Source organism: Micromonospora sp. NPDC005206 (assembly GCF_040608175.1).
Classification (GTDB): domain Bacteria; phylum Actinomycetota; class Actinomycetes; order Mycobacteriales; family Micromonosporaceae; genus Micromonospora.
Genome location: NZ_JBEXHU010000025.1, coordinates 78611 through 104331, shown reverse-complemented (window position 1 = coordinate 104331; position 25721 = coordinate 78611). Strand labels below are relative to the sequence as shown.

The 25721-nt window shown below is 68.7% G+C and carries 27 protein-coding genes and 1 pseudogene; 7 read left to right on the top strand and 21 right to left on the bottom strand.

What is annotated here, in order from left to right; all coding sequences use genetic code 11:
- Nucleotides 1-409: transposase (locus ABZU69_RS31365; protein WP_354967912.1), on the top strand; the 409-nt coding region annotated here is incomplete at its 5' end.
- Nucleotides 410-468: 59 nt separating this feature from the next.
- On the opposite strand, the gene ABZU69_RS31360 is transcribed toward ABZU69_RS31365, so the two are convergent.
- Both ABZU69_RS31360 and ABZU69_RS31355 read right to left on the bottom strand, forming a co-directional pair.
- Nucleotides 469-951 (bottom strand): YdeI/OmpD-associated family protein, encoded by a 483-nt coding sequence (locus tag ABZU69_RS31360; RefSeq protein ID WP_354967911.1) that lies wholly within the window; start codon nucleotides 949-951, stop codon nucleotides 469-471.
- 54 nt (nucleotides 952-1005) lie between these two features.
- Complete coding sequence (locus tag ABZU69_RS31355) at nucleotides 1006-1962, bottom strand: alkylmercury lyase family protein (RefSeq protein ID WP_354967910.1); 957 nt, start codon at nucleotides 1960-1962, stop codon at nucleotides 1006-1008.
- A 126-nt stretch (nucleotides 1963-2088) separates the two neighbouring features.
- On the opposite strand from ABZU69_RS31355, the pseudogene ABZU69_RS31350 reads away from it, so the two are divergent.
- Nucleotides 2089-2479 (top strand): annotated as a pseudogene (locus ABZU69_RS31350) (heavy metal-responsive transcriptional regulator).
- 359 nt (nucleotides 2480-2838) lie between these two features.
- Nucleotides 2839-3879: an endonuclease/exonuclease/phosphatase family protein gene (locus ABZU69_RS31345; protein ID WP_354967909.1), complete on the top strand. Its 1041-nt coding sequence runs from the start codon at nucleotides 2839-2841 to the stop codon at nucleotides 3877-3879.
- A 294-nt stretch (nucleotides 3880-4173) separates the two neighbouring features.
- On the opposite strand, the gene mctP is transcribed toward ABZU69_RS31345, so the two are convergent.
- The 3 genes from mctP to ABZU69_RS31330 form a co-directional block, all read right to left on the bottom strand.
- Nucleotides 4174-5826: a monocarboxylate uptake permease MctP gene (mctP, locus tag ABZU69_RS31340; RefSeq protein WP_354967908.1), complete on the bottom strand. Its 1653-nt coding sequence runs from the start codon at nucleotides 5824-5826 to the stop codon at nucleotides 4174-4176.
- Nucleotides 5826-6047, bottom strand: a complete 222-nt coding sequence (locus ABZU69_RS31335) for a DUF3311 domain-containing protein (protein WP_354967907.1) — start codon at nucleotides 6045-6047, stop codon at nucleotides 5826-5828. Before ABZU69_RS31335 ends, mctP begins: the two co-directional genes overlap by 1 nt.
- Nucleotides 6048-6126: 79 nt before the next feature.
- Nucleotides 6127-6384, bottom strand: coding sequence for a DUF3311 domain-containing protein (locus tag ABZU69_RS31330; RefSeq protein ID WP_354967906.1), 258 nt, complete (start codon nucleotides 6382-6384; stop codon nucleotides 6127-6129).
- A gap of 234 nt (nucleotides 6385-6618) precedes the next feature.
- Between ABZU69_RS31330 and ABZU69_RS31325 the strand changes: the two genes are divergently transcribed.
- The 3 genes from ABZU69_RS31325 to ABZU69_RS31315 all read left to right on the top strand — a co-directional run bounded on the left by ABZU69_RS31325 (nucleotide 6619) and on the right by ABZU69_RS31315 (nucleotide 9148).
- Nucleotides 6619-8172 carry a sodium:solute symporter gene (locus ABZU69_RS31325; RefSeq protein WP_354967905.1) on the top strand — a complete coding sequence of 518 codons (1554 nt, stop codon included), beginning with the start codon at nucleotides 6619-6621 and terminating at the stop codon, nucleotides 8170-8172.
- A 131-nt stretch (nucleotides 8173-8303) separates the two neighbouring features.
- The gene (locus ABZU69_RS31320) at nucleotides 8304-8864 is read left to right on the top strand and encodes a SigE family RNA polymerase sigma factor (protein ID WP_354967904.1); all 561 of its coding nucleotides are present in this window, start codon (nucleotides 8304-8306) and stop codon (nucleotides 8862-8864) included.
- Entirely contained in the window at nucleotides 8861-9148 is a 288-nt protein-coding gene (locus ABZU69_RS31315) for a hypothetical protein (protein WP_354967903.1), read from the top strand. Before ABZU69_RS31320 ends, ABZU69_RS31315 begins: the two co-directional genes overlap by 4 nt.
- A 103-nt stretch (nucleotides 9149-9251) precedes the next feature.
- Here the strand turns inward: ABZU69_RS31315 and ABZU69_RS31310 are convergent, their stop codons facing one another.
- The 12 genes from ABZU69_RS31310 to ABZU69_RS31255 form a co-directional block, all read right to left on the bottom strand.
- Complete coding sequence (locus ABZU69_RS31310) at nucleotides 9252-10697, bottom strand: aminotransferase class V-fold PLP-dependent enzyme (RefSeq protein ID WP_354967902.1); 1446 nt, start codon at nucleotides 10695-10697, stop codon at nucleotides 9252-9254.
- 25 nt (nucleotides 10698-10722) lie between these two features.
- Nucleotides 10723-11157 (bottom strand): RidA family protein, encoded by a 435-nt coding sequence (locus tag ABZU69_RS31305; protein ID WP_354967915.1) that lies wholly within the window; start codon nucleotides 11155-11157, stop codon nucleotides 10723-10725.
- Nucleotides 11088-11459, bottom strand: coding sequence for a hypothetical protein (locus ABZU69_RS31300; protein WP_354967917.1), 372 nt, complete (start codon nucleotides 11457-11459; stop codon nucleotides 11088-11090). The genes ABZU69_RS31305 and ABZU69_RS31300 overlap by 70 nt, the downstream gene beginning before the upstream one ends.
- Nucleotides 11460-11536: 77 nt before the next feature.
- The gene (locus ABZU69_RS31295; RefSeq protein ID WP_354967901.1) at nucleotides 11537-12121 is read right to left on the bottom strand and encodes an integrase core domain-containing protein; all 585 of its coding nucleotides are present in this window, start codon (nucleotides 12119-12121) and stop codon (nucleotides 11537-11539) included.
- On the bottom strand, nucleotides 12118-12429 hold the full coding sequence (locus ABZU69_RS31290) for a hypothetical protein (protein WP_354967900.1): 312 nt from the start codon (nucleotides 12427-12429) through the stop codon (nucleotides 12118-12120). The genes ABZU69_RS31295 and ABZU69_RS31290 overlap by 4 nt, the downstream gene beginning before the upstream one ends.
- Before the next feature lie 79 nt (nucleotides 12430-12508).
- Complete coding sequence (locus ABZU69_RS31285) at nucleotides 12509-15430, bottom strand: FAD-linked oxidase C-terminal domain-containing protein (protein ID WP_354967899.1); 2922 nt, start codon at nucleotides 15428-15430, stop codon at nucleotides 12509-12511.
- Nucleotides 15431-15858: 428 nt separating this feature from the next.
- On the bottom strand, nucleotides 15859-16923 hold the full coding sequence (locus ABZU69_RS31280) for an ABC transporter substrate-binding protein (RefSeq protein WP_354967898.1): 1065 nt from the start codon (nucleotides 16921-16923) through the stop codon (nucleotides 15859-15861).
- 66 nt (nucleotides 16924-16989) lie between these two features.
- Entirely contained in the window at nucleotides 16990-17847 is an 858-nt protein-coding gene (locus ABZU69_RS31275; RefSeq protein ID WP_354967897.1) for an ABC transporter permease, read from the bottom strand.
- The gene (locus ABZU69_RS31270) at nucleotides 17844-18611 is read right to left on the bottom strand and encodes an ABC transporter ATP-binding protein (RefSeq protein ID WP_354967896.1); all 768 of its coding nucleotides are present in this window, start codon (nucleotides 18609-18611) and stop codon (nucleotides 17844-17846) included. Before ABZU69_RS31270 ends, ABZU69_RS31275 begins: the two co-directional genes overlap by 4 nt.
- Nucleotides 18608-19543 carry a DUF6282 family protein gene (locus ABZU69_RS31265; protein WP_354967895.1) on the bottom strand — a complete coding sequence of 312 codons (936 nt, stop codon included), beginning with the start codon at nucleotides 19541-19543 and terminating at the stop codon, nucleotides 18608-18610. Before ABZU69_RS31265 ends, ABZU69_RS31270 begins: the two co-directional genes overlap by 4 nt.
- A 77-nt stretch (nucleotides 19544-19620) precedes the next feature.
- Nucleotides 19621-20346: a GntR family transcriptional regulator gene (locus ABZU69_RS31260; RefSeq protein ID WP_354967914.1), complete on the bottom strand. Its 726-nt coding sequence runs from the start codon at nucleotides 20344-20346 to the stop codon at nucleotides 19621-19623.
- A 56-nt stretch (nucleotides 20347-20402) separates the two neighbouring features.
- Nucleotides 20403-21422, bottom strand: a complete 1020-nt coding sequence (locus ABZU69_RS31255; RefSeq protein WP_354967894.1) for an amidohydrolase family protein — start codon at nucleotides 21420-21422, stop codon at nucleotides 20403-20405.
- Between the two features lie 245 nt (nucleotides 21423-21667).
- Between ABZU69_RS31255 and ABZU69_RS31250 the strand changes: the two genes are divergently transcribed.
- Nucleotides 21668-22324 (top strand): GntR family transcriptional regulator, encoded by a 657-nt coding sequence (locus ABZU69_RS31250; RefSeq protein ID WP_354967893.1) that lies wholly within the window; start codon nucleotides 21668-21670, stop codon nucleotides 22322-22324.
- Nucleotides 22325-22365: 41 nt separating this feature from the next.
- Here the strand turns inward: ABZU69_RS31250 and ABZU69_RS31245 are convergent, their stop codons facing one another.
- The 4 genes from ABZU69_RS31245 to ABZU69_RS31230 are packed head-to-tail and all read right to left on the bottom strand — an operon-like array spanning nucleotide 22366 to nucleotide 25642.
- On the bottom strand, nucleotides 22366-23178 hold the full coding sequence (locus ABZU69_RS31245; protein WP_354967892.1) for a DUF1932 domain-containing protein: 813 nt from the start codon (nucleotides 23176-23178) through the stop codon (nucleotides 22366-22368).
- 51 nt (nucleotides 23179-23229) lie between these two features.
- Nucleotides 23230-24309 (bottom strand): 4-oxalomesaconate tautomerase, encoded by a 1080-nt coding sequence (locus ABZU69_RS31240; protein ID WP_354967891.1) that lies wholly within the window; start codon nucleotides 24307-24309, stop codon nucleotides 23230-23232.
- The gene (locus tag ABZU69_RS31235) at nucleotides 24306-25010 is read right to left on the bottom strand and encodes a 4-carboxy-4-hydroxy-2-oxoadipate aldolase/oxaloacetate decarboxylase (RefSeq protein WP_354967890.1); all 705 of its coding nucleotides are present in this window, start codon (nucleotides 25008-25010) and stop codon (nucleotides 24306-24308) included. The genes ABZU69_RS31240 and ABZU69_RS31235 overlap by 4 nt, the downstream gene beginning before the upstream one ends.
- The gene (locus ABZU69_RS31230; protein WP_354967889.1) at nucleotides 25007-25642 is read right to left on the bottom strand and encodes a GntR family transcriptional regulator; all 636 of its coding nucleotides are present in this window, start codon (nucleotides 25640-25642) and stop codon (nucleotides 25007-25009) included. The genes ABZU69_RS31235 and ABZU69_RS31230 overlap by 4 nt, the downstream gene beginning before the upstream one ends.
- Between the last annotated feature and the right edge of the window lie 79 nt (nucleotides 25643-25721).

Here is a 25721-nt window from a genome sequence, read left to right as displayed (position 1 = left end):
CCGCCCGAAGCGAACTGAACCTCGCAGCCGCCGCTTACAACATCCGCAAAATCCACACCGCAGCAGCCTGACGCGCCAGCCCCGGGGGCCAGCCCCGGCCGACGGCGCGATCAAGCCAGCCTGCTCCGCCCAGCCATCGGCATTCTGCGACAGGCTCTTCGACGCCGAGATCCGCACCGTCGTGTGCTCCACCAACGCCATCGAGAGCGTCAACGCCCGGATCCGGCGAGCTGTCCGAGCCCGCGGACACTTCCCCAACGAGGCCGCCGCGCTCAAATGTGTCTACCTCGCGGTCATGAGCCTGGACCCGACCGGGCAAGGCCGCAAACGCTGGACGATGCGCTGGAAGCCAGCGTTGAACGCCTTCGAGATGGCCTTCGAAGGCCGACTCACCGCAGCCCGCAAGTAGTCCTCAACAACCCGCGTTACACCGTTTTCTTGACAGACCCTACCCCTCAATCCGGGTTGCTAAGGGCACGGGCGTTCCTTGTGCCCGGCTTTCAGGAGTTCGATCATTTCGGCGATGCGTTGGGGCCGTTGCTCGGGTTGGCGTTTTGTGGCGTCGATCCGCCGTAGGTATGCGCGCCGGTAGAACTGAGCCAACGAGTCGAAGAACGCGCCGGCTTGCGGTTGCGCGTCGAGCGCGGCGGCCACGTCTTCGGCGAGGTCGCCGCGTTGGGGGCCTTCCGGCTCGATAGTCACGGAGACGGTGTCGCCGGCGGCCAAGCCGCAGCACCGTAGCCAGGCCGGGCCGAGGGTGAACCCGAAGACATCGCCTGCTGGTTCCACCACGGCACGTACACCGATGCCGTTGACGGTGCCGCGAATGTGGTGGGCGGGCTTGGCTCCCCAGACGGTGTCCGGGTTGAAGGGGACCGGGATCAGGACACGGCCGCGTGTGGCCCCGGTGACCGTGGCGGTGAACTGTTGACTTCTCGCGGAGCCCTGCATCGATGCACCTCGTGTCGGGTCCGGCGGCGGCGGGTGGCGATGGTGCTGTCGGCCTTAGGCGAGCAGCGGTTCGAAGATGTCGCGGCCGAGCGTGACGGCCTGGTCCTGGTCGAGAACAGTGGCGGCCAGGTTGGGATGGGCGGTGATCCACGCTTGAGCGTTGGGCGCGCTCGTGAAGAAGCTGATGGTGGAGCAGCAGGTGTCCGCGGAGCGACCAGCGTCTCCGGTGGCTGCGTAGACGACCACCGCTTCGGCCGGCTCGTAGGTGGCGGCACCGTTGGTGATGGTCACGCGGACCGATTGGCCGGTGTGCGGATCAGTGGAGGTGATCGTTGCGTCGGTGCCGAGCATGAACGGCATGCCCAACGCGTCGATGGCGCACATCGCGAACACCTCGACATCGCCGAATGAGACCACGTGCGGGGTTGGCGTTGGGGAGAACGGGTAGGCCGCGACCAGACGCCCGGCGCTGTCGACAGCGACAAGGTCTTCCCGGGCGAGTTCGCGCAGCGCGTTCGCGGTGTCCAGGTCCGGGGCGCCGAAAGCAGTGCGGATGTCGGCGTCCGTGGGGACGGTTCCAGTAGTGGAGAAGTGGCGGAGGATCGTCTGGTGCACCTGCCGGAGCCGGTCGGGCAGATGCTCGGCGCGGCGAGGTCGGTCGGCCCGGATAGCGTTGCCCGGCTGCGCGCAGCAATCCACCGGGCTCGACTCGGCTGCGGCGGTGGCGGGTTCGGCGCGCATCGCCTGGTGCAAGGCAGCACGGATGCGCTCGCCTGTGGGAAGGTCCAGGCGACAGGCCGCCGACCCGTCACCGGTGCTGCCCATCACGTCTAAACCGTTGATCAAGATCGACGGTGACGGATAGTCCCCCACCACCTCGGTGACAACATCCAGCGACAGCCCGACGTCGGCCAGCGCGGCGCGCAGCTCCTGCCGAGCAGGGCCAAGGTTCGGACACTCGGGCACGGAACGAAGCTCAACAGCCAGCTGGCGCTCTGCTGCTGCAGTCATCACAGCCCCTTTCCGTCTGGTGACCGGTGGCATGACGCACACCGCTTGGCCGTTACGGCTCTACCGGTACCAGACTGGACCTTCCAGTGCAGGGGAAGGTCAAGGCGCGACGGCAGGAGGCCACGAATGCGGATCGGGGAACTCGCCCAGGAAACCGGCACCACTACCAAAACGCTACGCTTCTACGAAGCCAGCGGCCTGCTCCCACCTGCGGGACGTTGCGGGAACGGCTACCGCGACTACGACGACCGGGCGCTCGCGCGGCTCGACTTCATCCGCCGCGGTCGCGCCGCCGGATTCACCCTCGCCCAGATCCGCGACATCCTTGCCGTCCGCGACGCCGGCAACGCCCCCTGCGGACATGGACGCCAACTGCTCGCCCAACGGCTCGACGCCCATCGACGCCCAGCTGGCCGACCTGCACGCCCTACGCTCCACCGTGGCTCAGCTTCACCAGTCCGCCACCGACGCCGAACCGGACACCTGCCCACCCGAGCAGGTCTGCCGATACCTGTAGCCGCTCGGGCGCCGAGCTTCTCCGGACGTTGGCGCTCGTCGCGTGCCGCCCGTTGAGGTCCGTAAGACGCATACAAGTTTCACCCAAATGCCGGTTAATAGGCAATGGGGTCTCAGGGCCTACGGGACACTCCGCCGTTCGTAGCACCCCCGAGGCCAGAGTCGATGAGCTGATCCGAATCGGCGGCGGCTTGAAGGCACCGACGGACCTCTACGTCTTCCCGACGGGGTCACCAAGGCGGGGCCGGCGGGCTCCAGGACTGGCGGCTTGCTGATAGTTGCTGCCCACTTGGGCGGGCGGACCGTATCGTCAACCTCATCCAAGGGCCGATCCGTGGACAGTGGAAGCGGGCGGTAGCTGTGAGGATCGCGACTTTCAACGCCAACAACCTGTTCTCCCGCTGGTCGTTCCAGGCAGAGCTTTCCCGGACCGTGGCCAATCCCCCGCTCGCCGAGATCGCCACCGACGCTACGCCGGACGCAACAGGCGGGCCGAGCAGCGAGCAACCGTCAGTGGTCGAGGTGGTCCTGCCTGACGGCACCCACATGAGCGGGATTCTGCGCACCTTCCGCGGCAGACTCGTGAAGGGCAAGGACCCGAAAGCCCGGGCGTGGATCGCCCGACGCATCGCAGCCCTGAACGCCGACGTGCTGTGCCTGCAGGAAGTCGAAGACCAAGACGCCCTTGACACGTTCCACCGCGACGACCTGCGCCCCCTGGGCATCGACTACCGCTACCGGGTCGTCGTAGAGGGCAACGACCCCCGCCGCATCGACGTTGCCATCTGCTCCCGCCACCCGATCACCCGCATCAGCTCCTGGCGGTTTTGGCCCAACCCCACCGGAGAACCGGTGTTCGGCCGCGACCTCCTTCAAGCCGAGATCGCCGCCCCGGACGGCAAGCCGTTGCACGTGCTCGTCAACCACCTCAAGAGCAACTTCATCACCGACGAACACACCCTCAGCCCCGCCGAGGTCGCAGCCGCTCGAAAAGCTATTGCCGAACGACGCCGCGACCAAGCCACGGCGATCGCCAAGATCCTGCGTCGACAGCGGCTGACCCGCCGCGTTGTGATCACCGGCGACTTCAACGATGCCCCTGAGGCCGCGACCCTCGCCGCCCTGCAAGAAGCGAACCTCACCGAACACATCCAACGGGGCACCACGATCGCCGGCCCCAACCGCAACGGGACCCTCATCGACGACAAGTTCGCCGACCTGTCCCCCACCATGTGGACACACCGGCACCGGGCAAAGGGCGTCACCACCTTCGCCCTCTACGACCAGATCTGGACGACCCCCGACCTGACCGTCACCGCCGCGCACGTGATGCGCCGCACCCAGATCAGCGGTGACGGGTCCGACCACGACCCCGCATACATCGACCTTGCCGTGAGCTGACGCTGAACCGTCTACCGGAGGCCCGCCACTGATCGGTCACCGACGCGCCGCAACGTCGACAGCTGCACCCGCTCAGCCGACTTCGATCTACGCCGCAGCCCACTTGACTGGAAGCTGTCCGAAGACTGGCGCATCGAGTACAACACCTACAGACCCCACGGCTCGCTGGACCCGCAGCAGCCTGCCCCGACCCCGTTCGTCTAGACGGTAAGTCCGAAGTTTGGTCAGTGGTCGTATGCGATCAGTGAGCCCCCCTCCCGACCGGCGGCGGTCGGGAGGGGGCCTGCGATCGGTTTAGGCCACCGGTTCGGGCGCGTCCACGCCGGCCTCCCTACGCGGCGCGGGGACGAGCCGGGCGTCGCCCTCGTCGGCGTGGTAGTCGTCGGTGGTGGTGCCGTCGGCGCCGTCGGCCACCTTCGTGGCCCGCAGGATCAGCGTGCCGAGCACCGCCACCAGCAGGTTGACCAGTACGGCCACGATGCCTACGTAGATCGTCTTGGTGGTGTCGAAGCCGAACTCCGACAGCGGGAACGCCGAGCCACCGAAGTGCTTCCGGGTGGGGCTGGCCACCTGGTAGAGCATCCACATGCCCAGCCCCATCCCGGCGACCCAGCCGGCGATCAGCGCGCCCCGGTGGAACCAGCGGGTGTAGAGGCCCAGCGCCACCGCGGGCAACGTCTGCAGGATGATCACGCCACCGATCAGTTGCAGGTCGATGGAGAACTGCGGGTCGAGGAAGACGATGCAGGCGACGGCGCCGACCTTCACCACCAGCGAGGTGATCTTCGAGACGTTCGCCTCCTGCGCTGGGGTGGCGTCGCGCCGCAGGTATTCCTTGTAGATGTTGCGGGTGAACAGGTTCGCCGCCGCGATCGACATGATCGCCGCGGGGACGAGGGCGCCGATCCCGATTGCGGCGAACGCGATGCCGGCGAACCAGCTCGGGAACTGCTGGTCGAACAGGAGCGGCACGACGGTGTTGTTGTCCACCGAGCCCTCCTTGGCCCCCGGCAACGGGGTCACCCCGGCCGCGATCGCCATGTAGCCGAGCAGCGCGATCAGCCCCAGGAGCAGGGTGTACGCCGGCAGCGCCGACATGTTGCGCTTGATTACGTTGCGGTTCTTGCTGGCCAGCACGCCGGTTAGGCTGTGCGGGTAGAGGAACAGCGCGAGGGCCGAGCCCAGCGCCAGGGTGATGTACTGCCACTGGTTGTTGGCGTTGAGCAGGATCCCGTCGCCGGCGTTCTGGCTGGTGTCGAACTTGGCGTCCGCCGCGTCGAAGATCTCCCCCCAACCCCCCAGCTTGTACGGCAGATAGATGATCGCCACCAGGATCACGATGTAGATCAGGATGTCCTTGATGAAGGCGATCAGCGCCGGCGCCCGCAGGCCGGACTTGTAGGTGTACGCGGCGAGGATCGCGAACGCGATGATGATCGGAAGGTGCCGGGCGATGGTGCTCTCGCCGGTCACCCCCATCGTCTTGAGCACCGCTTCGATGCCGACCAGTTGCAGCGCGATGTACGGCATGGTGGCGGCGATGCCGGTGATCGCCACCAGCAGGGCCAGCGTTGGCGAGCCGAACCGGGTCCGGACGAAATCCGCCGGGGTGACGAAGCCGTGCCGGTGCGACACCGACCAGAGCCGCACCAGCACCAGGAAGACCAGTGGATAGACGATGATCGTGTAGGGCACAGCGAAGAACCCGGCCGCGCCCGCGCCGAACATCAGCGCCGGCACCGCCACGAAGGTGTACGCCGTGTAGAGGTCACCGCCGACCAGGAACCAGGTGATCCAGCCACCGAAGCTGCGCCCGCCCAGCCCCCACTCGTCGAGGTGGGCCATATCCTTGGGTGCACGCCACCTGGCCGCCACGAATCCCATGGCACTGACCAGCAGGAACAGCAAGCAGAAGATGATGATCTCGGTGAGATGGTCGCGCCACATCAGCGCTCACCCCGCTTCTTCGTCATCTGGTAGACCACCGTCGTGGTGGAGACGCCGATGATGATGAAGGCGAGTTGCAGCCAGTAGAAGGTCGGAAACCCGAACAGCCGCGGTCCGTCCGAGTTGAACACGGGCGTGGTCAACGGCACCACGATCGGGACGAACAACAGCCAGTTCCACGGGCTGCTGTCCTTGGCTCTAGCTCTCGGCTTCGCCGGCACATTCTGCTCCTGTTCGTCGATGCGGGGGTAATCGGTGCGATGCGCGCGATGGTCGGGGCGGGCCGCGCGGTGGCCGGACTCAGTGCGGACCCGCCCGCCTGGCACGCCGATGGGCCAGGTAGGCGCAGGCCAAGCAGGCTGCCGTCAAGGGGACCCACGCGAGCTGGTACCAGTGGAAGAACGGCACGCCGAAGAGTCGCGGTTCGGCGCGGGCGAACACCGGTGTGGCCACCGCGCCCAGCATGGGCAGCGCCAGAGCGACCGCCTGTAGACAGGCCCAGACGCGGGCACGCTGTGCGGTGGGTGCCACCATCTCGCCCGCCTCACCTGGGTTCATACGTCTCTCCCATCACCTCTGACACTTGATTCTCAAGTTTCGAGCTGGTTAATTAGCTCTCGATCACTTTGCTTCCTCTGCTGCGTCCCTCCCCTGCTGCTCCCTCACCACCTCAGTTGCGGTCCGAACCCAGAAGGTTTACCCGCATCGGGTCTGGACCCCGCCAGCGGCATGGGAGGAGCAGCACATGGCAGAGTTCGCAGTCTGCTGTCACGCCGACCTTGGGAAGTGGACGTGAGAGCGGCGGTCGCCGCGGTCGTGGTCCTGTCGGCGTCCGTGGTCGCCCTCGTGGCCTCCCGCGGCCGGGGTCGCCGCTTGCCCGCGGGACGCGACCTGGCCGGCTGGGCCTTGGCCGACCGCAGCCACGGGCACCTGTTGACGTGGTGTGTCCTGGGCGGCACGATCTACACCGCCTACACGTTCCTGGCCGTTCCCGGGCTGGTGTTCAGCTCCGGCGGTGTCGGCTTCTACGCCCTGACGTACACGGTCGTGGTCTATGCGTTGGCCTTCATGGTCCTGCCACGACTGGCCGGCATCGCGCGCACTCACGGCTACGTGACGGGGGCCGACTTCATCCGCGGCAGGTACGGCTCCCCTGGCCTGGCGCTTGCGGTGGCACTCACCGGGATTCTGGCCACGATGCCGTACATCGCCCTGCAGTTGCTGGGCATACAGGCGGTGCTCAGCGTGCTCGGGGTGGAGTCCGGCGGTGTGGTTGGAGACCTGGTGCTCACCGTCGTGTTTGCGGTACTTGCTGTGTCGACCTACCGGCACGGGCTGCGCGTGCCCAGTGCTGTCTCCATTGGAAAGGCGGTCCTGGTCACGGCGTCCGCCGTGTCGATCGCGGCGCTCGTGTGGATCCGGGTCGGTTCACCGGGGGAGCTGTTCTCCGCGGCGGAGCGGACAATCACCGCGCGGGACAGCGGTTTGAGCGTCGTGCTGGACCCAGCGCTGGGACCTGCGTACGTGTCGTTGGCGCTGGGGTCAGCTTTGGCGCTGTTCGCGTTTCCGCATGTGCTGATGGTCGCGTTCTCAGCCCGCAGCGACGACGTCGTTCGGCGATCGGCGGTGACGCTGCTGGGCTGGACCGGCCTGCTGGGCCTGTTCGCGGTGTTTGGCGTGGCCGCGCTGGCCATGAGCCTCGTGCCGCCGCCGGGACGGGCCGAGCTCGCCGTCCCGATGCTGGTGCGCGAGCTGGCACCTGCATGGCTGTCCGGGGCCGTGCTGGGTGCCCTGGTGGTGGCGGCGCTGGTACCGGCCGCCGTCATGTCGATCGGGGCTTCGGCCCTGTTCGCCCGCAACGTGTATGTGGAGTATGTCAACCCGACCGCGACCGCGGAGCAGGAGACCAAGGTGGCCCGGGTCGTGTCGCTGGTCGTGAAGCTTGGCGCCTTGGGCTTCGCCATGGGCCTTCACGGTCAGAACGCCATCAACCTTCACTTGCTGGGTGCGGTGTGGGTCCTGCAGACGTTGCCTGCTCTGGTCCTCGGCCTCGCATCCCGGGCACCGCATCGGTTAGCCCTGCTGACCGGCTGGTTCGTCGGGATGATTGCGGGCACTGCGATGGTCGCCCACGGTGGGTTCTCTCCGACCGTACTGGTGTCCCTCGGGCCGGTCAGCACGCAGCTGTATCCGGGGCTGCTTGGGCTCGCGGTCAACCTCGCTGTCGTCGTCGTGGCCGAGCTGCTGTTGCGACGATGGGGGCCCGTCCGGGGGCTGGATCGGACGGTGGGTCGCCGAAGTACGCGGACGCTGCCGGCCGCCGCCTCGCGCTCGGTGCAGTCATGAACCTCGATCGAACGCAGCGCCACGGCACCTCAGATCGCCGCAACCGGCCTGCGCAATCCGAGATTGTCGGCCCTAACCCCGACGACTCGGGAGCGAACCCGTCCGGCACGGCCGGCGCGGAACATCGAGGAGTGCCGCTTCCAGCGGACGGCCCGCTGGCGGACGGTCCCGGCCTCGACCTCCACGATGTGGAACGCGAAGCCGCGATGATCGCCCTGTTCGACTCACTGCACGGCCAGCTCGTCCGACTTGCCTTCCTGCTGGGCGCCGACCACGACGCCGAGGACCTGGTCTCGGAGGCGTTCTGCGAGCTACATCGACGCTGGTACCGGCTGCGTGATCCGGCGGCAGCGCCACAGTACCTGAGGTCGATCGTGTGTAACCTTGCCCGTATGCACGTCCGGCATCTGCAGGTGCGTCGCCGTCATGCCGGAGACGAGCTGCCCCCCGGCCAGGCCGGCGTCGTGGACTCGGCAGAATCGTCCGTGCTGCTGCGGGAGGGTCAGCGAGCGGTTGTGGCGGCGCTACGGCAGCTGCCGGTGCGCCAGCGCGAGGCGCTGGTGCTGCGCTACTGGCTGGATCTGAGGGAGGCTGACATCGCCGGCGCCATGGGCATCAGCACTGGGGCGGTGAAGTCACACATCTTCCGGGGCATGGCCGCCCTGGCTACGCTCATGGGCGCGTCCCGATGAGTATCGGCGAGACCGAGACCCGGCTGCGGGATACCCTCCAGGTGCTGGCGACCACAGCCGTCACTTCCCCGGATGCATATGCCAACGCCCGCAGCGAATGGCAGCGGCGGGAACGGCGCCGGCGGCTGCTCACCGTCATCTTGGCATTGCTGATCTTCGCCCTGGCTGATGTGGTCGGGCTGTGGGCTCTCAGCAATCACCACCACACCAGACCGACGCCGTACGACCAGCCGGTGGCCCCTGGGAGCAAGGTCGGGCTCGATGGTGTCGTGATCATACCCTGACCTGGGTTCGGCGCCATGGCGGTCCACCATCGGGCCGGCGGCGCACGGCAGGGCGAGCGCCCGCTGACGTCGCGAACGCTCGCCCCTTGCCTCGTGGCCGCTGTCAGGCCATCTTGCCGGACAGTTTCCATGCCGCGTCGACCAGCCGGTTAACGTCCTGGCTCTGGTGGAACAGGTGCGTTGAGATGCGGACGGGGCGATGCGACTGGGCCGATCCGATGACGGGGAAGTCGCTGTTACGGATGGTGATCCCGTACTCGTCGCTCATCCGCGCGACGAACTCGGCCGACTTGTCCGCGTTGAGCACATCGGTGCGATTGCGGAACGGGTTGAACGACGTCAGGGCGCAGACCAGGCGAGAGTCGTCCTTCGGGGAGTACAACGATTGGACCCCCCACCGCTCGGCGACGAGTTCCTTGAGGTACGACGACAGGCCGACGACGTGGTCTTCGATGCGCTGTCGTCCGATGCGGTCCCACACCTCGCAGACGGTCCTGACTCCGGTGTTCAAGGCCAGGCTGCCGTTGCCGACAGACTGGAGGTAACTGCCGATGTTGTAGCTCTCCTTGTCGGTCGTCGAGCGGGGCGGTACGCCGCCTTCCGCCGGATAGCTGCTGGACACGACCGGCCAGAACTCTGGCAGGGGGTTCGGGTTGTACTGGGACAGGACCTTGTTGCGGATATACAGCACGCCCGTTCCGCCCGGACCGCACTGCCACTTGGCGGCGGAGCCGGCGAGGAAGTCCACGCCTAGCTCGTGGAAGCTGTAGTTCATCATCCCGGGGATATGTGCTCCGTCCACAACGCTGGTCAGGCCGTATTCCTGGGCGAGCTTGGCCAGCATCGGGATGGGCAGCATCGTCCCGGTCTTGTACGTCGGAGCGGAGAACAGAAGGACCTTGGTCTTGGCGGTAATCGCCTTGCGGAACAGCTCCACATAGTCCTCAGCCCGCTGGTCGTTGCCCACGGGCAGGGCCACCTTCCGGATGACAACGCCGTGCCGATCCCGGGCCATGCCCATCGGGACGAGGCCGCCTCCGTGCTCGTGATTGGTCGTCAGGATTTCGTCACCCTCGCGCAGATTCAGCCCGGCGATGATCTTCGACATGCCGTCACTGGTGTTGTGCGAGATGACGAGCTCGTCCACGTCGCAGCCGTATCCACGAGCCGCGACGGCCCGGACGTCGGCGAAGTCGCTGTAGGCGGAGAGGGCGTCACGGGCGACGTCCCGATTCGTTTTGTCGAGAGCGTCAAGGACCTCGCGGGGTGGGGAGCCGACTGTCCCCACGTTCATGAAGAGGACCTTCTTGTTGAGGGTGAACAGCTTCTCGACCTGGCGCCAGAAGTTCGCGTCGTTCGCGAGCGGCAACGACGACGACCCGGCAGCGGTCAGCGGGGATGCCGCCGCGGGAGAGGCGGCGGCGAAATTCAACCCCGCCGCACCCGCGGCGACGGCGCCCGCGCCGGCGCCCAGGAACTGGAGAAGGCCTCGACGCGAAATCTGGGGCGGCGTGTCCCCAGGGACTGGGGCGTTGGCGGTGTTCAGCATAGTTGTGTCCCCCTTCTAGGTAGAGTCATCGCACTGCGATAGCGGAGATTTCGACCTTGGCGTCCTGCGGCACCCGCGCCACCTGGATGGTGGCCCGGGCCGGCGGCTTACTGCCGAAGAACTCGGCGTACGCGGTGTTGAAGCGGGCGAACTCATTGAGGTCTGCCACATAAACCGTGGTGCTGACGACGTTGTCCAGGGTCATTCCACCGGCCCGCAGCACCGCATCGAGGTTCCTCAAGACCTGGCGCGTTTGGTCCTCAATGGACGCATTCGCCAAGAGCTTGTTCGTGACCGGGTCGATGGGAAGCTGGCCGGACAGGTACAGGGTGTCTCCCACAGCTATGGCCTGGGAGTACGGACCTATCGCGGCCGGGGCGTCCGGCGACGTTACAACCCGGTGATGCTTGCCACCGTTCTTTTGTTCGCTGGCGTTGGCGGCTGGTTCGTGTCCTGCGATGACGGCACCGGCTGTGCCAGCCAGCGCGCAGGCGAGAACTGCGGCAACCAGGCGAGTCCGTCGAAATCCGACAATGGAGGTTCTAGGAGACACACGTCTCTCCGCTCTTCGTGGATGTCTGCCGACTTCCGCAGGCCTGCGAGCTTGTCGTCATCCGTAAGTTGCATCCCGCGCGCGTACGGTTTACCGCCTTGAGCAATTTGTTTGGCCGCGATGTCGGTGCCTGCAGTGCGGTGACGGGCGTGATCGACTTTGGGAAGCTGCCGGGACGGCGCCACCGAGGACACCGCTGCTGCGAACATGCCGGTCTTCGTCGAGGCGGTCCAGCAGCGCGGAGGGTGGCTGGCGATGCCCTGTGGGTGCCTGAAAGTCGGTCAGCCTACGCGGCCTGCGAGTACTCGCCGACCATGCCGCCGAGGCGATCACGCCGCAGCACCCGCCGGCCAGCGATGGCGACCGGCGGTTGGGCCGGTCCGAGCGGCGGTGCCTGTGCCAACGAACGGTGTGGACGGTGCGAGTTGTCATGGTCGACGAATTCGGCTACCACCGACTCGAGGTGGCGACGCCCGAAGAGCAGCACGCGGTCAAGCAGTTCACGGCGTACCGTGCCGACCCAGCGCTCCGCGTACGCGTTGGCCCGCGGTGCCCGCGCTGGTGTCGTGAGGACGTCGATGCCTGCGGCGGCGAAGACCGCGTCGAACACGGCGCTGAACTTCGTGTCGCGATCCCGGAGCAGGAACCGTAACCGGTCGTCTCGCTCGCCAAGGTCCATCAGCAGGTTCCGGGCCTGCTGGACCACCCACTCCTCCACCGGATGTGCGGTGCCGAGCACATGGACCCACCGGCTGCCCACCTCGACCGCGAACAGCACGTACAGCCGCCGCAGCAACACCGTGTCGACGGTGAAGAAGTCCACCGCCAGGACGCCCTGCGCCTGGGCCCCTAGGAACTGCCGCCAGGTCACCGCCGACCGCTTCCGAGCGGGATCGATCCCGGCCAGGTTGAGGATGACCCAGTTGGTACTGGCACCACCCGGTAGCCAAGCCGGCGCAGCTCGCCATGAATTCTGCGGTAGCCCCAGGTCGAATTCTCCCTGGCCAGTCGCAACACCAGACCGCGGATCTCCCCGGTGACCGGTCGCCGGCCGCGTCGGCTCGGATAGGTCCAGCGCTGGCGGACCAGATCCCGATGCCAGCGCAGCAGGGTGCCCGGCCGAGCGAACAACCCGTCCCACAATCGGCGGCGCAGCAGCCATGTCAGGCCGGCCAGCACGCCCGGTCAGCCCAGTCCCACCCGCGGCCGAGCGACCTGTCGCCGCAGCACCGCCACCTCCTGACGCAGCACCAGGAGCTCACTTAGCTGCCGTAGAGCCGTAGTTGCCGCGAGCGAGGAGTTCGGCGAGGTGGACGCCCGGGCGACCGACTAGCTGGTCGGCCTGGGTGCGGCAGGAGAAGCCGTCCGCGAGGTACACGGTGTCCGGCCCGGCATTGCTCAGGGCGGGCAGCAGGGCGTTCTCGGCGACGGCTACGGAGGTGTCGTAATGGCCGGCCTCCATGCCGAAGTTGCCGGCCAGGCCGCAGCACCCTGCCAGCCGGGTCACGGATGCGCCCGCCCGGGCCAGGAGGGCGGCGTCGGCTTCCCAGCCCATGACCGAGTGGTGGTGGCAGTGGGGCTGCGCGACGACCTCGACGCCTGCCAGCGACGGCGGGGTCCAGCGGGGTCCGGGGCCCAGTGGCGCGGGGGCGGTGAGCAGCTCGGCGAGGGTGTAGGTGCCGGCTGCGAGTGTCGGGGCGCGGGGGTCGTCTGGGAGGAGGTCGACCATGTCTGAGCGCAGCACGGCGGTGCACGAGGGTTCGACGCCCACGACAGGGATCCCCCCGGCGGCGTAAGGCGCCAGGACGGAGAGCAGGTGGGTCAGTCGCTTCTTCGCCCCGTCGAGCTGGCCGGTGGAGATCCAGGTCAGCCCGCAGCAGGCGGATTCTTCGGGCACGATCACGGTGTACCCGGCCTCCTGCAGCACGCGGGCAGTGGCACGCGCCCCAGCGGTGTCCATCGTGTCGGAGAACGTGTCCGCCCACAGCACCACCGGCTGCGGCGGAGAGGAGGACGCGGGCCTGGCGACGGCGGGCGCCGCGCCATCGGGCATGGTCGCGCGGCCCTGCTCCCTGAACCAGGCGGAGAAGCGTTCTTGGGCGAAGGTGACCATCTGTCGGCGGGGGTCCATCCCGCCCGCGGTGAGCACCGCCCTCGCGATCGGGCGGACCCTCAGCACTGTGTTGACCAGCCTGGCTATGGCCGGGACCTTGGTGACCAGCGACGACCAGCGGGGCAGCTGGCCAAGAATGTAATGGTTGCGCGGGCGTATTTTGCCCGCGTAGGCGCGGTGGAGAACCTCGGCCTTGTAGCGGGCCATGTCGGTGCCGGTGGGGCAGTCCGTCGAGCACGCTTTGCACGACAGGCACAGGTCGAGGGATTCGAGCACCGTCGGGGAGTCCCAGGCGGTGACCAGCGAGCCGCTGGTCAGCTCCTGCAGCACCCGCGCGCGCCCGCGGGTGACGTCCTTCTCGTCCCGGGTGGCCTGGTAGCTGGGGCACATGAACCCGCCTGCGGCGGTGTTGTCGGCCCGGCATTTGCCCACCCCGGTGCAGCGATGGACCGCGGTGGTGAAGTTCCCGCCGTCCTCGGCGAACGCGAATCCCTGCCGGGGCGAGGCCGGGCGCGCGAAGGGCCGGCGCAGGTCCGCGTCCAGGGGCCGCGGGTCCACCACGATCCCCGGGTTCAGCGCGTTCTCCGGGTCGAACAGGGCTTTTACCTTGCCGAACAGGCCGATCACCTCAGGGCCGTACATGCGCGTCAGCAGCTCTGAGCGAGCCCGACCGTCTCCGTGCTCGCCGGACAGTGACCCGCCGTAGGAGGCGACGAGGTCCGCGGCCGCTTCGAGGAACGCCCGGGACGGCCCGATCCCGGCGGGCGTCTCCAGCGGTAGGTCCAGACGCACGTGCACGCAGCCATCGCCGAAGTGCCCGTACAGCAGCCCGTCTACGCCACGGTCAGCCATCAGGGCGGTGAAGTCGCGCAGGTAGTCCCCCAGCCGCTCAGGTGGGACGGCAGCGTCCTCCCAGCCCGGCCACGCCGGTGCCCCGCTCGGGGTCCGCCCGCCCAGACCCGCGCCGTCGGCCCGGATGCGCCACAGCGCCGTCGCCTCGGTTCCTGCGGGCACCACCCGCACCGCGTCGGTGCCGGCGTCGGCGGCCAGCGCGCGCGCTCGGGCTAGCACGTCGTCGACGCGCTCACCGGCCTCGGCGCCGACTTCCACGAGCAGCCACCCGCCACCGGCGGGCAGCTGTGGCACCGCGCCCGCTCCGCGGTGGCGGCGCACAACCTCGACCAGGCGGGCGTCCATGCCCTCGATCGCCAGGGGCCGGTGGGCCAGAAGCGCGGGGACGGCGTCGGCGGCCGTCGGCATGTCCGGGTATCCCAGCGCGACGACGACCGGGGCGGCCGGCGCGGGCACGAGGTTCACCGTGGCCTGCAGGACCGTGACCAGGGTGCCCTCAGTCCCCACGAGCATCTTGGCCAGGTCGCGGCCGTTCTCGGGCAGTAGGTGCTCGAGGGAGTAGCCGGAGACCTGCCGGCCGAAGCGGCCCAGCGCGGTGCGGATCGTCGCCAGGTTCGCGCGCACCAGGGCGTCCAGGCCCGCGACCGGCTCCAGCGTGCCTGCGCCGGCGTGGAATCGACGCCCGGTGCCGTCGACGACATCGAGTGAGACGATGTTGTCGGCCGTGCGCCCGTAGGCGACGGCGTGCGGGCCGCACGCGTTGTTCCCGATCATCCCGCCCAGAGTCGCCCGGTTCTGGGTCGATGGGTCCGGGCCGAAGCGAAGTCCGTGGGGAGCGGCCGCGGCTTGCAGGGAGGACATGACAACACCCGGTTGGACCACGGCGGTGCGGGCGTCGGCGTCGAGCGCGATGATCCGGTCCATGTGCCGGGAGAAGTCCAGCACCATCCCGGTGCCGATTGCGTTGCCCGCCACCGACGTCCCCGCGCCGCGGGCCGTGACCGGCACTCCGAGGCGGCGGGCCACGTCCAGGGCCGCCAGCGCGTCGTCGCTGTCGCGCGGGGCCACCACCACCCGTGGGGGCACCCGGTAGTTCGACGCGTCCGTGGAGTACTCGGCCTGGCGGCGTTCGGAGTCGTCGACATCCCCGTCGACCACCTTGCGAAGGGACGCGACGACATCATCGCTGCGCCCCGGTGCACGCACCGACTTCATTCGTGCCCTTCTTTCGTCAATACATGGGCGATGCATTGCGCAGCGGCCCGCGGGAGCCGTCATCCAATGCGGAGTCGGTCGCCTCGTGTAGGCGTTCGATGGTGATCTTCGCGTCGACGATGAAACCTCGCGCACGATCATCGCGGGAAAGGGAGCGGGAGCCCGCATCAGTCCGATGTGGAGTGCCCGCACTCGTTTCCACGTGCTCATCCGACGCACGTTCATGCCGCCGATCTTGATAACGCCCTTCGGTACGGACGAGTCCGAGCACGGCAAAATCCCGCAACGCCGGTCGTTGCCCGTACCCATGATCGACGCGCACATCCCTGCCGCGCCGCGCCAACTCGAAATCGATCTTGGTTCCGGCTCTCCGTGCCGACCGGACCCTTGCGAGGGGTCCGGTCGGCACGAAGGCGCCTGGTTCTTTCTCAGCCCTTGAGCGCGGAGGCGACCCACTGCGACGGAATGATTTCGGCAAACGGGGGCGTGGTAGGCACCAGGCCGGTCTGCCGGTGGAAGTCCGCCGAGACGTTGTAATTGGCCTCGGTGGGTGTCGGGGCCTCCGGGATCTCCGCCTGGAGGACCGGCACGAGTGCCTGTACCGTCTGGGCGTTCATCGTCTTCTGGTACTGCTGCAGCAGTTCGCTGGCCTTTGCCGGGTCGCCGTTGATGGTCTGCTCGGCCTTGGCGATGGCGCGCAGGAACGCGGCGACGGCCTTGCCCTTTCGGTCAATGACGTCCTGGGTGGTGAAGAGGGCACCGTGGATGACGTCCTTGAGAGCAGGGACGTCACCGCGAGCGGGCGAGATGTAGACACGACCGACACCGGTCGCCACGGCCTGCTGCCCGATCGGCTGGAAGAACGACAGGGCGTCGACCCGGCCGGCCTTAAGCGCACCGATCGCGGCGGACGCGTCGGCGCCGAGGTTGACCAGGGTCCCGTCCCTCTTGGGGTCCAAGTTCGCCTGCTTGAACAGGTAGTTCACCAGCGCCTCGGTGCCGCTGCCCGGCCCGGTCATGCCGATCTTCTTGCCGCGCAGGGCCTGGATCCGCTCGGCCAGCGGCGCGGAGTCGCCGGCGCTCGGGATCCCCGAGCCGACGATGATGTCGACGTAGTAGGCGTCGACGAGGGAGCCGATCACACGCGCCTCGTTGTTGATCTTGTACAGGTTGAACGCGTCGGTCATCACGCCCCCGGCGACGTCGATGCTGCCGGACTGGACGGCCGCGGCGAGCTTGGCGCCGGTACCGAGCCTGGGCCGTTCTCCCAGGGTGAGCCCTTCGGCCTTGAAGTAGCCCTCGTGTTCGGCGACGAACAGCGGGAAGAACGCGACGGAGTCGCTGATCTGCCCGACGTTGAGGCGCATGGCGTCGGCGCCGGTGGCCGGCTCGCTACTGCCGCCCTTGTTGGCGCAGCCGGCGGCGAGCAGCGCTGCCGACACGGCGACGATGGCCCCGAGACGGCGTAACAGGGATGTTTTGGTACGGGACATGGCGGACTCTTTCGACTGGGTGGAGAGGTGACGGGACTGCTGCTCGTCCGGGCCGGGCACCGGTTGTCAGACCTCGGTGTCCAGGGGCTTCCAGCGGTTGGCCCGTTTGCCTAGGAGGTTGACGATGGCGTTCAGGACGGCGGCGATGACGCTGAGGACGACGAGGGTGGCGAACACCCCGTCGGTGTCGAACTTCGCGGACGAGTCGCTGATCAGGTATCCGAGGCCGCGGTTGGACGCGACGAGCTCACCGATGACCGCGCCGATCAGCGCGTATGGGATGGAGACCCGCAGTCCGGTCAGCAGACCGGTCATCGAGGCGGGCAGGACGACCTTGAATGCGATGTCCCGGCGGGTGCCGTTCATCAGCCGTACGGCGTCGACCAGCGCGCGGTCGACTTCGTGCACGCCGGCTGCCGTGTTCAGGAAGACCAGGAAGAACACGGTGACGGCGGCGAGCAGCACCTTCATGTCGGTGCCGATGCCGAACCAGACGATGAACAGCGGCGCCAGGGCGACCTTCGGGATGGCGTAGAGCGCCATCAGGAACGGGTCCAGGATGTCCCAGACCACTCGGACGGAGGCGATCAGGTAGGCCAGGGCGGCGCCGGATAGTGCGCCGACCAGGAAGCCGAGCACGATCTCCTGCACGGTGATCCAGGTGTTCGACCACAGCGTGCCGTCGGCGATCCAGTCGCCGAGCCGGGTGGCGATGCCCTTTGGGCTACTGACGAACTGCGGGTCGAGGACGGGTCCCGACAGTGCCTGCCAGACCACCAGCAGGGCGACGAGCAGGCCGATGCGCCATCCCCAGATCAGCGCCTTGCGGCCGTGTCGCTGGCGCCAGGAGCGCCGGGACGTCTCCCGCAGGGGGCCCGCAGGCATGGTGGTCGAGCCCACTTGCGGGGTCGTGGTAGCGCTCATCGCGCTCCCTCCTTGAGCGCCGCGGACAGCCGACGGTGCAGTTCGACGAACTGTGGATCGACCCTGATGTCGTCGGGGTCGCGCGGGCGGGGCAGGTCCACCGGCTGGTCGAGCAGGATCGTTCCGATCGGCCCGAGCACCACGACGCGGTCGGCGAGGATCAGCGCCTCCTCGATGTCGTGGGTGACGAAGACGACGGTGCGCCCGCTGCCGGACCACAGCCGCAGTAGTTCGCCCTGCAGTTCGGTGCGCAGTTGCGCGTCGAGCGCTCCGAACGGCTCGTCGAGCAGAAGCGTCTCCGGGTCGGCACAGAGCATCCGGGCCAGGCTGGCGCGCCGGCGCATGCCACCGGACAGCTCGCGTGGGTAGTGCCGCTCGAAGCCGTCCAGGCCGACGAGCTTGATCAGCTCGGCGGCGACCGCAGCCCGTTCCTTCTTGCTTTCTCCGCGCAGTTCGCGGGGCATCTGCACGTTGCGGGTGACGTCACGCCACGGCATCAGCGTGTCGTGTTGGGTCAGGTAGCCGACCTGCGTGTTGGGTCCGCGCATCGGCTTGCCGCCGTACGTGATCTGCCCGCTGGTCGGCGGGGTCAGCCCTGCGAGGAGGTTGAGCAGGGTCGACTTGCCGCAACCGCTGCGTCCCAGCAGCACCAGGAATGACCCCTGCTCGACGGTCAGGTCGACGTCGCGGAGCGCGATCAGTTCCTCGTCGTCCTTGCGGAAGTGCTTGGACAGTCCCTGCACCTCGATGACGGCGGCGCTCATGCGGTCACCGCCGACGGCGCCGCCGCGACGCGGCGGGTGTTCGTCACTGCCATCACGTGTACCTCGTCCTCGGTGAACCCGGCCTCGAGCAGACGGTCGGCCAGCAGCGCGAGGCCGTCTTCCACGGGGGGGTTGAACGGCTGGCCGAGGTCGGAGGAGAGCAGCGAGTGCTCGGGGCCGACCTGGCGGATGTGGTCGAACAGCGTGTCCCAGCGGACCTTTCCGGTGTACGGGGTGGTGAAGCAGCGTTCCATCAGCGCGCCCCGCTCGGCCAGGTGCCGCTGCACCTGGACCGACAGTCGCTGGGAGGTGAACTCAGGGTGGGTGACGACGATGCGCCGCACCCCGAGGTCGGCGGCCGCGTCGACGACCGTGGTGATTTCGTCACCGGACAGGTGCCCGGTTGCCAGCACCATGTCGTGCTTGGCTATGACGCTCAGCACCTCTCGTAGCGCCGGCACGATCGCGCCGTCGGAGTCGACGACGTCGATCGCCGGGGCCATGATGCCCTGCTCGGCCAGGTCGGCCTGCAGTTGCGCCCACATCGGCGGGGTGGCGCCCTCCGGCTCGCAGGCCTGGCACTCCCGCTGGTTGGCGCAGTCCACGGTGGGCAGCCAGACGATCCGCGCGCCCTGCCGGCCCGCGATCTCCACTGCCACCGGGTTGAGTCCGCCGACCGAGCCGTTCAGCGTGAGAGCGCCGAGCACGTCCACCCCGGGTACGGCGTTCCGCACCACTTCGGCCCGCTCGGCAGTGGGCACGTAATGGGATTTCAGTACGAAGCCCGCCAGGCCGACCTCGGCGAACCGGCGCGCCAACGAGACGTCGTCGATGCGCCGGCGCATCACGTCCGGCGCGACGTGGATGTGTGTGTCGTACGCCCCGGCGACGAGTTCACGGGCTCGGGCCGAGGGGGTGGGATGGTTAGTCACGGAGCCTCCAAGGGGCATCTGGCCCGCGACGTACGCGCCGCGGTGGCTGGTCGAGCTGGGGTGATGGGGATCGCGATTCAGAAGTGGACGAGGTCGGGTCGAGGGCCGCGGTGCTGCGCGCGGGCGGACGTCATCTCGCGTAGGGTGTCGGCGACGTGGGACAGGTGGTAGCGCATCGCGGCCTCGGCGGCGTCCGGGTCAGCCGTCTCGATGGCGTCGACGATCCGGGTGTGCTCGACGAAGGACCGGGCGGACCGTCCGGGAACCAGCACCGTGCGATATTGGAAGCGCACCATCTGCGCCTTGAGCCCGGCGATGAGCCGAGTGGCCGTCTGATGCCGGGACGCCTCGATGATCTTCGCGTGCATCCGGGCGTTGCCGTCCGAGTACGCCAGCAGGTCGCCCGCCTTCAGGCAGGCCGACATCTGCGCGAGCGTCTCGCGCATGAACGCGACCTCCGCCGGCGTGGCATGCAGAGCGGCCTCGCGGGCAGCGAGTGCCTCGAGCGCGCCGCGCGCCTGGGTGATCTCCAGGGCCTCGGTCTCGGTCACCATTCGCACCCGGGCTCCGCGGTTCGGCTCGTGGACCACGAGCCCCTCCTGCTCGAGTCGGGCGAGCACGGTGCGGACCGCGGTGCGGCCCACCCCGAGCGTGACGGCCAGGTCGACCTCGACCAGCCGCTGGTTGGGCATCAGCCGCCCCCTGACGATGTCCTCGCGCAGTCTCGCGTACGCCTCGTCGGCGGCCATCCGCCCGCGGCCATTGCGGCCGACGGTCGTCGGCACCGACTGCGGCGGTGGCATGGCGTCCACGACGGCTCCTTCCATCAGCTTTGGGATCAAGCGGGGAGACGAGGCCCTCAACGGTTCCTGGCCTTCAGCGCCGCATCCAGTCGCGGGTAGACCCGGCGGGCGTTGCGCTCGTAGACCTTCTCCCGGTCGCCCGGCGCCAGGTGCAGCGCGTCCACGTACCGCAGGGTGTCGTCGAAGTGGTGGCCGGTCTGCGGATCGATGCCCCGGACCGCGCCGACCATCTCGGAGCCGAACAGGATGTTGTCGACGCCGATGACGCTGAAGAGCAGGTCGATGCCGGGCTGGTGGTACACGCAGGTGTCGAAGAAGACATTGTTCATGATCGACTCGTTCAGCGCGGGCCGATCGAGCATGTCCGCGAGCCCCCGGAAGCGGCCCCAGTGGTAGGGCGCCGCTCCCCCACCGTGCGGGATGACGAACCGCAGGTCTGGGAAGTCCTTGAACAGGTCCGACTGCAGGAACTGCATGAACGCGGTGGTGTCGGCGTTGAGGTAGTGCGACCCGGTGGCGTGGAAGTTTGCGTTGGTCACCGCCGACACGTGCACCATTGCCGGCACCTGCAGCTCCACCATCGCCTCGTAGAACGGGTACCAGCTGCGGTCGGTCAGCGGCGGAGATGTCCAGTGGCCGCCGCTGGCATCGGGGTTGAGGTTGCATCCCACGAACCCGAGCTCCAGCACACAGCGTCGCATCTCCGCGACCGAGTGCGAGATGGGTACTCCGGGTGACTGCGGGAGCTGGCAGACCCCGATGAAGTTGTCCGGGTACAGCTCGACCACGCGCGCGATGAGGTCGTTGGAGACCTGTGCCCAGCGGCTGCTGACGGCCTCGTCACCGAAGTGATGGCCCATGGCCGAGGCACGCGGCGAGAAGATGGTCAGGTCGATCCCGCGCTCGGCCATCAGCCGCAGCTGGCTTCCCTCGATCGTCTCGCGGATCTCGTCGTCCGAGATGGCGGGGTAGGCCGGCGGTTCTTCGCCGGCACCGAAGGCCGCCTGCTGCGCCTCTCGCCACGACGTGTGCGCCTGCGGCGCGGTCGTGTAGTGGCCATGGCAGTCGATGATCACTTGTTCCAGGGCTCCTTGGGATCGGCTGATCGGCAGAATCAGCTCCGTTGCTCCGTTCACCGGCAGGCGATGTGATGCGGAGCCTGATGGCCTCCCGCGCGTCACGGCTCGCGAATTGCCGCTCGGCAACTGTGACCGTAACCACCACGCAACATTGTCGCAATAGCTGTCGAGCAGATTGTCGACAATTTTTCCCACAGCCTCCACAGAGGCCCTATACTCATCCGCGACTGAGGAGGTCCGGATTGGCCAAGACTCCCCGTGAGGGTGGCGTCGCCACGAAACTGGCGGCCGACGCACTGCGCGCCGCGCTGATGAACGGCGATCTCGCGCCCGGACAGCGGCTGGTGGAGGCAGAACTCGCCGAGTCGTTCAACGTCAGCCGCGCCAGTCTCCGCGCAGCGCTGTTCGACCTGGCCGCCGAGGGACTGGTCGAGCGCATCCCGAACCGCGGCGCCCGCGTGCGGGTCGTCTCCGTGGCCGAGGCGGTGGCGATCACCGAGTGCCGCATGGTCATCGAGGGCCTGTGTGCCGCCAAGGCGGCGGAACGGGTCACCGACGAGCAGATCGCCGTACTGACCGATCTCGGCGACCGGATGCAGCGTGCGGTCGCGGACGGCGATCCGATGAAGTACTCGGCGCTCAACCGGGAACTCCACCGCCTCGTACGCGAGTACGCGGCGCAGCCGGTGGCCTCGGGGCTGCTCGACCGGCTCAACGGTCAGCTGGTTCGACACCAGTTCCGGCTCGCGCTGCGCGCCGGTCGCCCGCAGGTCTCCCTCCGGGAGCACCTCGCGATCATCGACGCGATCGCACGCCGCGAACCCGCCGACGCGGAGGTCGCCGCGCGCGCACACCTGACCAGCGTCATCACGGCGCTGCAGCAGGCCGACGCCGAGTAGAGCCGGGCGGACCACCGACCGCCTGGCCGGCATCGGCGGGGCTATCGCCCGCCGTTGTCGCGCAGGTCGAGGAGCAGGTCGCGCGTCGCCGCACTGATCCGCGGCGGGACCCCCAGCTCCTCGAGCTGCTCGGTGGCAGCGGTCATCTCGTCCGCGCGCCGACGGGCGTGCTGGTGGGTCCCGTCAATCAACCTGTCGACGGTGCGCTGGTCGAAGCCGGCAAGCTCGGCGCTGATGTTGTCGCGCAGCCAGTCGGCGCAGCCTGCTGCCTCCGCGGCGGCCAGCGCTTCCACCACCGCCGCGGCCAGCCCCTTGTAAAAGACGCTGCGGAGCAGCTTGCGCGAGATGGCCCCGCCCGCAGGCCCCGGCTGGATCGCTACCTCCGCACCAAAGCCGGACAGGATGGCCGCGTACCGGTCGGCGGCGTCGCCGGCCACCAGCATGGGAGTATGCAGCCCCTTGCCAGGCACCGGCGCCATCAGCGCGACGTCGACGACCGGGATGGGCGCCCCGGCCGCCTCCGCGAGCGCCGCCTTGAGACCCGGCGAAGCGGTGTTGAGGTCGGCCCAGATCGTCCCCGGTCGTAGGGCAGGCAACGCGTTGCGCAGCGCATCCATCGCGTCGTGGGAGCTGTTGACACTGAGCACCAGATCGGCGTCGCGCACCGCGTCGGCCTCGTCGGCCCGCGGGTCGACGCCGTCGGCCGGCGTCACCTTCGGGTCGTGGCCCCGGACGTCGGCGCCGGCCGCTATCAGATCGCGGGCGATCTCCGAACCGGCCTCCCCGAGTCCGAGGACGGCGATGCGGATGGCCGTGCAGGCCTCGGTGTGAGCGGTCTCGTGCAGCGGGGGCATGCTGTCTCCATGTGGTCGATGAACGCAGGAATCACGGGTGGGGAGGAAAACTCAAGCGCGGGGGAAGGCGGTGCCCTCGAAGAGCTTGCGGGCAGTGCGTACGACGCCTGAGCGGACGACCCGCGGTGGGGAGACCCCGGCGTCGACTGTCACGTCCACGAGCAGGTGGCCGGTCGGGTGCTCCACATCTACCTGCGCGCGGTCGGCCGGCCAGCCCGCGGTGAGCTCGTGACCGACCGCGCCCGGCAGCAGCATGCCGGTGACGACGCTGACCGCGGCCAGCACGCCGATCGAGGTGTGCGGCTGGACGGGGATGAACGACCGGGTGCAGACCTGGCCGCCGTCGCGTGCGGCGGCGACCAGCGCCGTCTTCGGTACAGAGGACTGGCTCACGTCCCCGAGCCCCATGAGTGCACCGGCTTTGATACGGATGGCGTCGATGCGCTCGAGCAGCGCGGCGTCGGCGGCCAACTGCTCGTGCGTCTCCTGACCGGTCAGGCCGAACGACTCGGCCAGCGCCACGACCAGCGGCATGCCGTTGTCGACGCAGGTCACGTCGATACCGTCGATCGAGTCCCGGACATTGGCGGTCGGCAGCAGTCTGCCCGTCGCTGACCCCGCCGTGTCGGTGAAGGCGAGAATGATCGGCGCCGCGGTGCCGGGAACCCCAGCGATCGCAACGTCGCCACGGTACTCGGGACGGCCACCTGGCGTCGGGAAGGTGGCCACCGCGACGCTGTCGGAGTTGACCATCCGGATCCGCACGCTGGTCTCGTGGAGTCCAGCCGGAACCAGTCCGCGCTCGACGGCGAAGGGTCCCACGCCAGCCAGAATGTTGCCGCAGTTCTGCCGGTCGTTGACCGTCGCGGTGTCGACGCCGAGCTGGAGGAACAGGTAGTCGACGTCCGCGTCCGGGCTCGCCGACCGGCTCACGACGGCGACCTTGCTGGTGAGCGAGGTGCTGCCGCCGAGGCCGTCGATCTGGCGCGGATCGGGGGTGCCCATCAACCGCAGCAGCAGATCGTCCCGCTCGGCCGGGTCGGCCGGCAGGTCAGCAGCCTCGAAGTACAGACCGCGGGAGGTGCCGCCGCGCATCATGGTGCAGCGCACCCCGGTGTCGTCGTAGCTCACCGCTCACCCTGGACATACTCGTCGTAGGAGACGTACTCGATGCCGAAGTCCTTGAGCTTGTCGCGTAGCCCGTAGCGGTCCAGGCCCAGCTGGCCCTGCTCGAAGGCGGCGCGGCTGGCGGCCTCCTTGTCCAACCGGGCCTGCGCGGCGGTCAGCGCCCGGGGCACGTCGCCCCTGGGTACGACCATGACGCCGTCGTCGTCCGCGACGATCACGTCGCCGGGATGCACGGTCTGCCCTCCGAGGACGATCGGTACGTTCACCGAGCCGGCCGTGGCCTTGACCGAGCCCTGCGCGCTGACCGCCCGCGACCACGCCGGAAACCCCATCTCACGCAGCTCCGCGACGTCGCGCACACCGCTGGCGAGCACCACTCCACGGACACCGCGCTTGGCCAAGGCGGTGGCGAACAGCTCACCGAACAGTCCGTCGGTGGAGGGCGAGTTGGTCGCGACCACCAGAACGTCACCGGGCCGACACTGCTCCACCGCGACGTGGATCATCAGGTTGTCCCCGGGCCAGCACAGGGCGGTGACGGCGGTACCGCCGACGCGCGCGCCCGGCCACGCGGGCCGGAACTCGGGACTCAGATAACCGACACGGCCCAGCGCCTCGTGCACGGTGGCGACACCGTACCCGCCCAGACGCTCCGCGTCGCCGACGTCGGCGCGCGGTGGATCGGTGACGACGACAGTCCTCATGCGAGGGTCTCCTTCTCCAGTAGGAACATCAGGCGCTCTTCTCGCTCCGGGCGACGACCACGCTGCTCAGGTGGATCCGGGCCGCCGCCTCCGCAGACTCCGGATCCCGCCGTGGTTGCCTCCAGGACGGCCGTGAGGCCGGCCAGCGAGACCTGCGGCCGCCCGGGCCGCAGCGACAGCCGGAACTGGTGGAGGACGATCTGCGCCTGGAGGCGCTCGATGAGCGCGGCCGCCGTGGGCTGGCGCACGGCCTGACGGATCAGCCGGTGCAACTCCTGGATGAGCGCCGAGTTGCGCATCAGTTCGCCCGCCTGCACGGCCTCTCGCATCGGGCCGACATGGGCGCGCCGTTCGGCTACCTCAGCGTCCGTGGCGTGCTGCGCGGCCTTCGCCACGGCCAGGCCCTCAAGCGCCATCCGACACTCGGTGATCGCCACCGCCTTTGCGGCAGAAACCGTGCGCACACGGGCGCCCCGATTGGGGATCCGCTCGACCAACCCTTCGGCCACCAGGGAGTCCAGGGCGAGCCGGACGGCATTGCCGGAGGCACCGAGCAGGCTCACGAGGTCAGCCTCGATTAGCCGCTGACCCGGGACCAGCTCGCCGCTCGTGATCGCTTCGCGCAACCACACCTGGGCCGCCTGCCGGCCGGCGGTCTCGCCGCTGACAGTCGTCTCCACGGCCCTCCCCCAGCAGATCCTGCGTCGACGC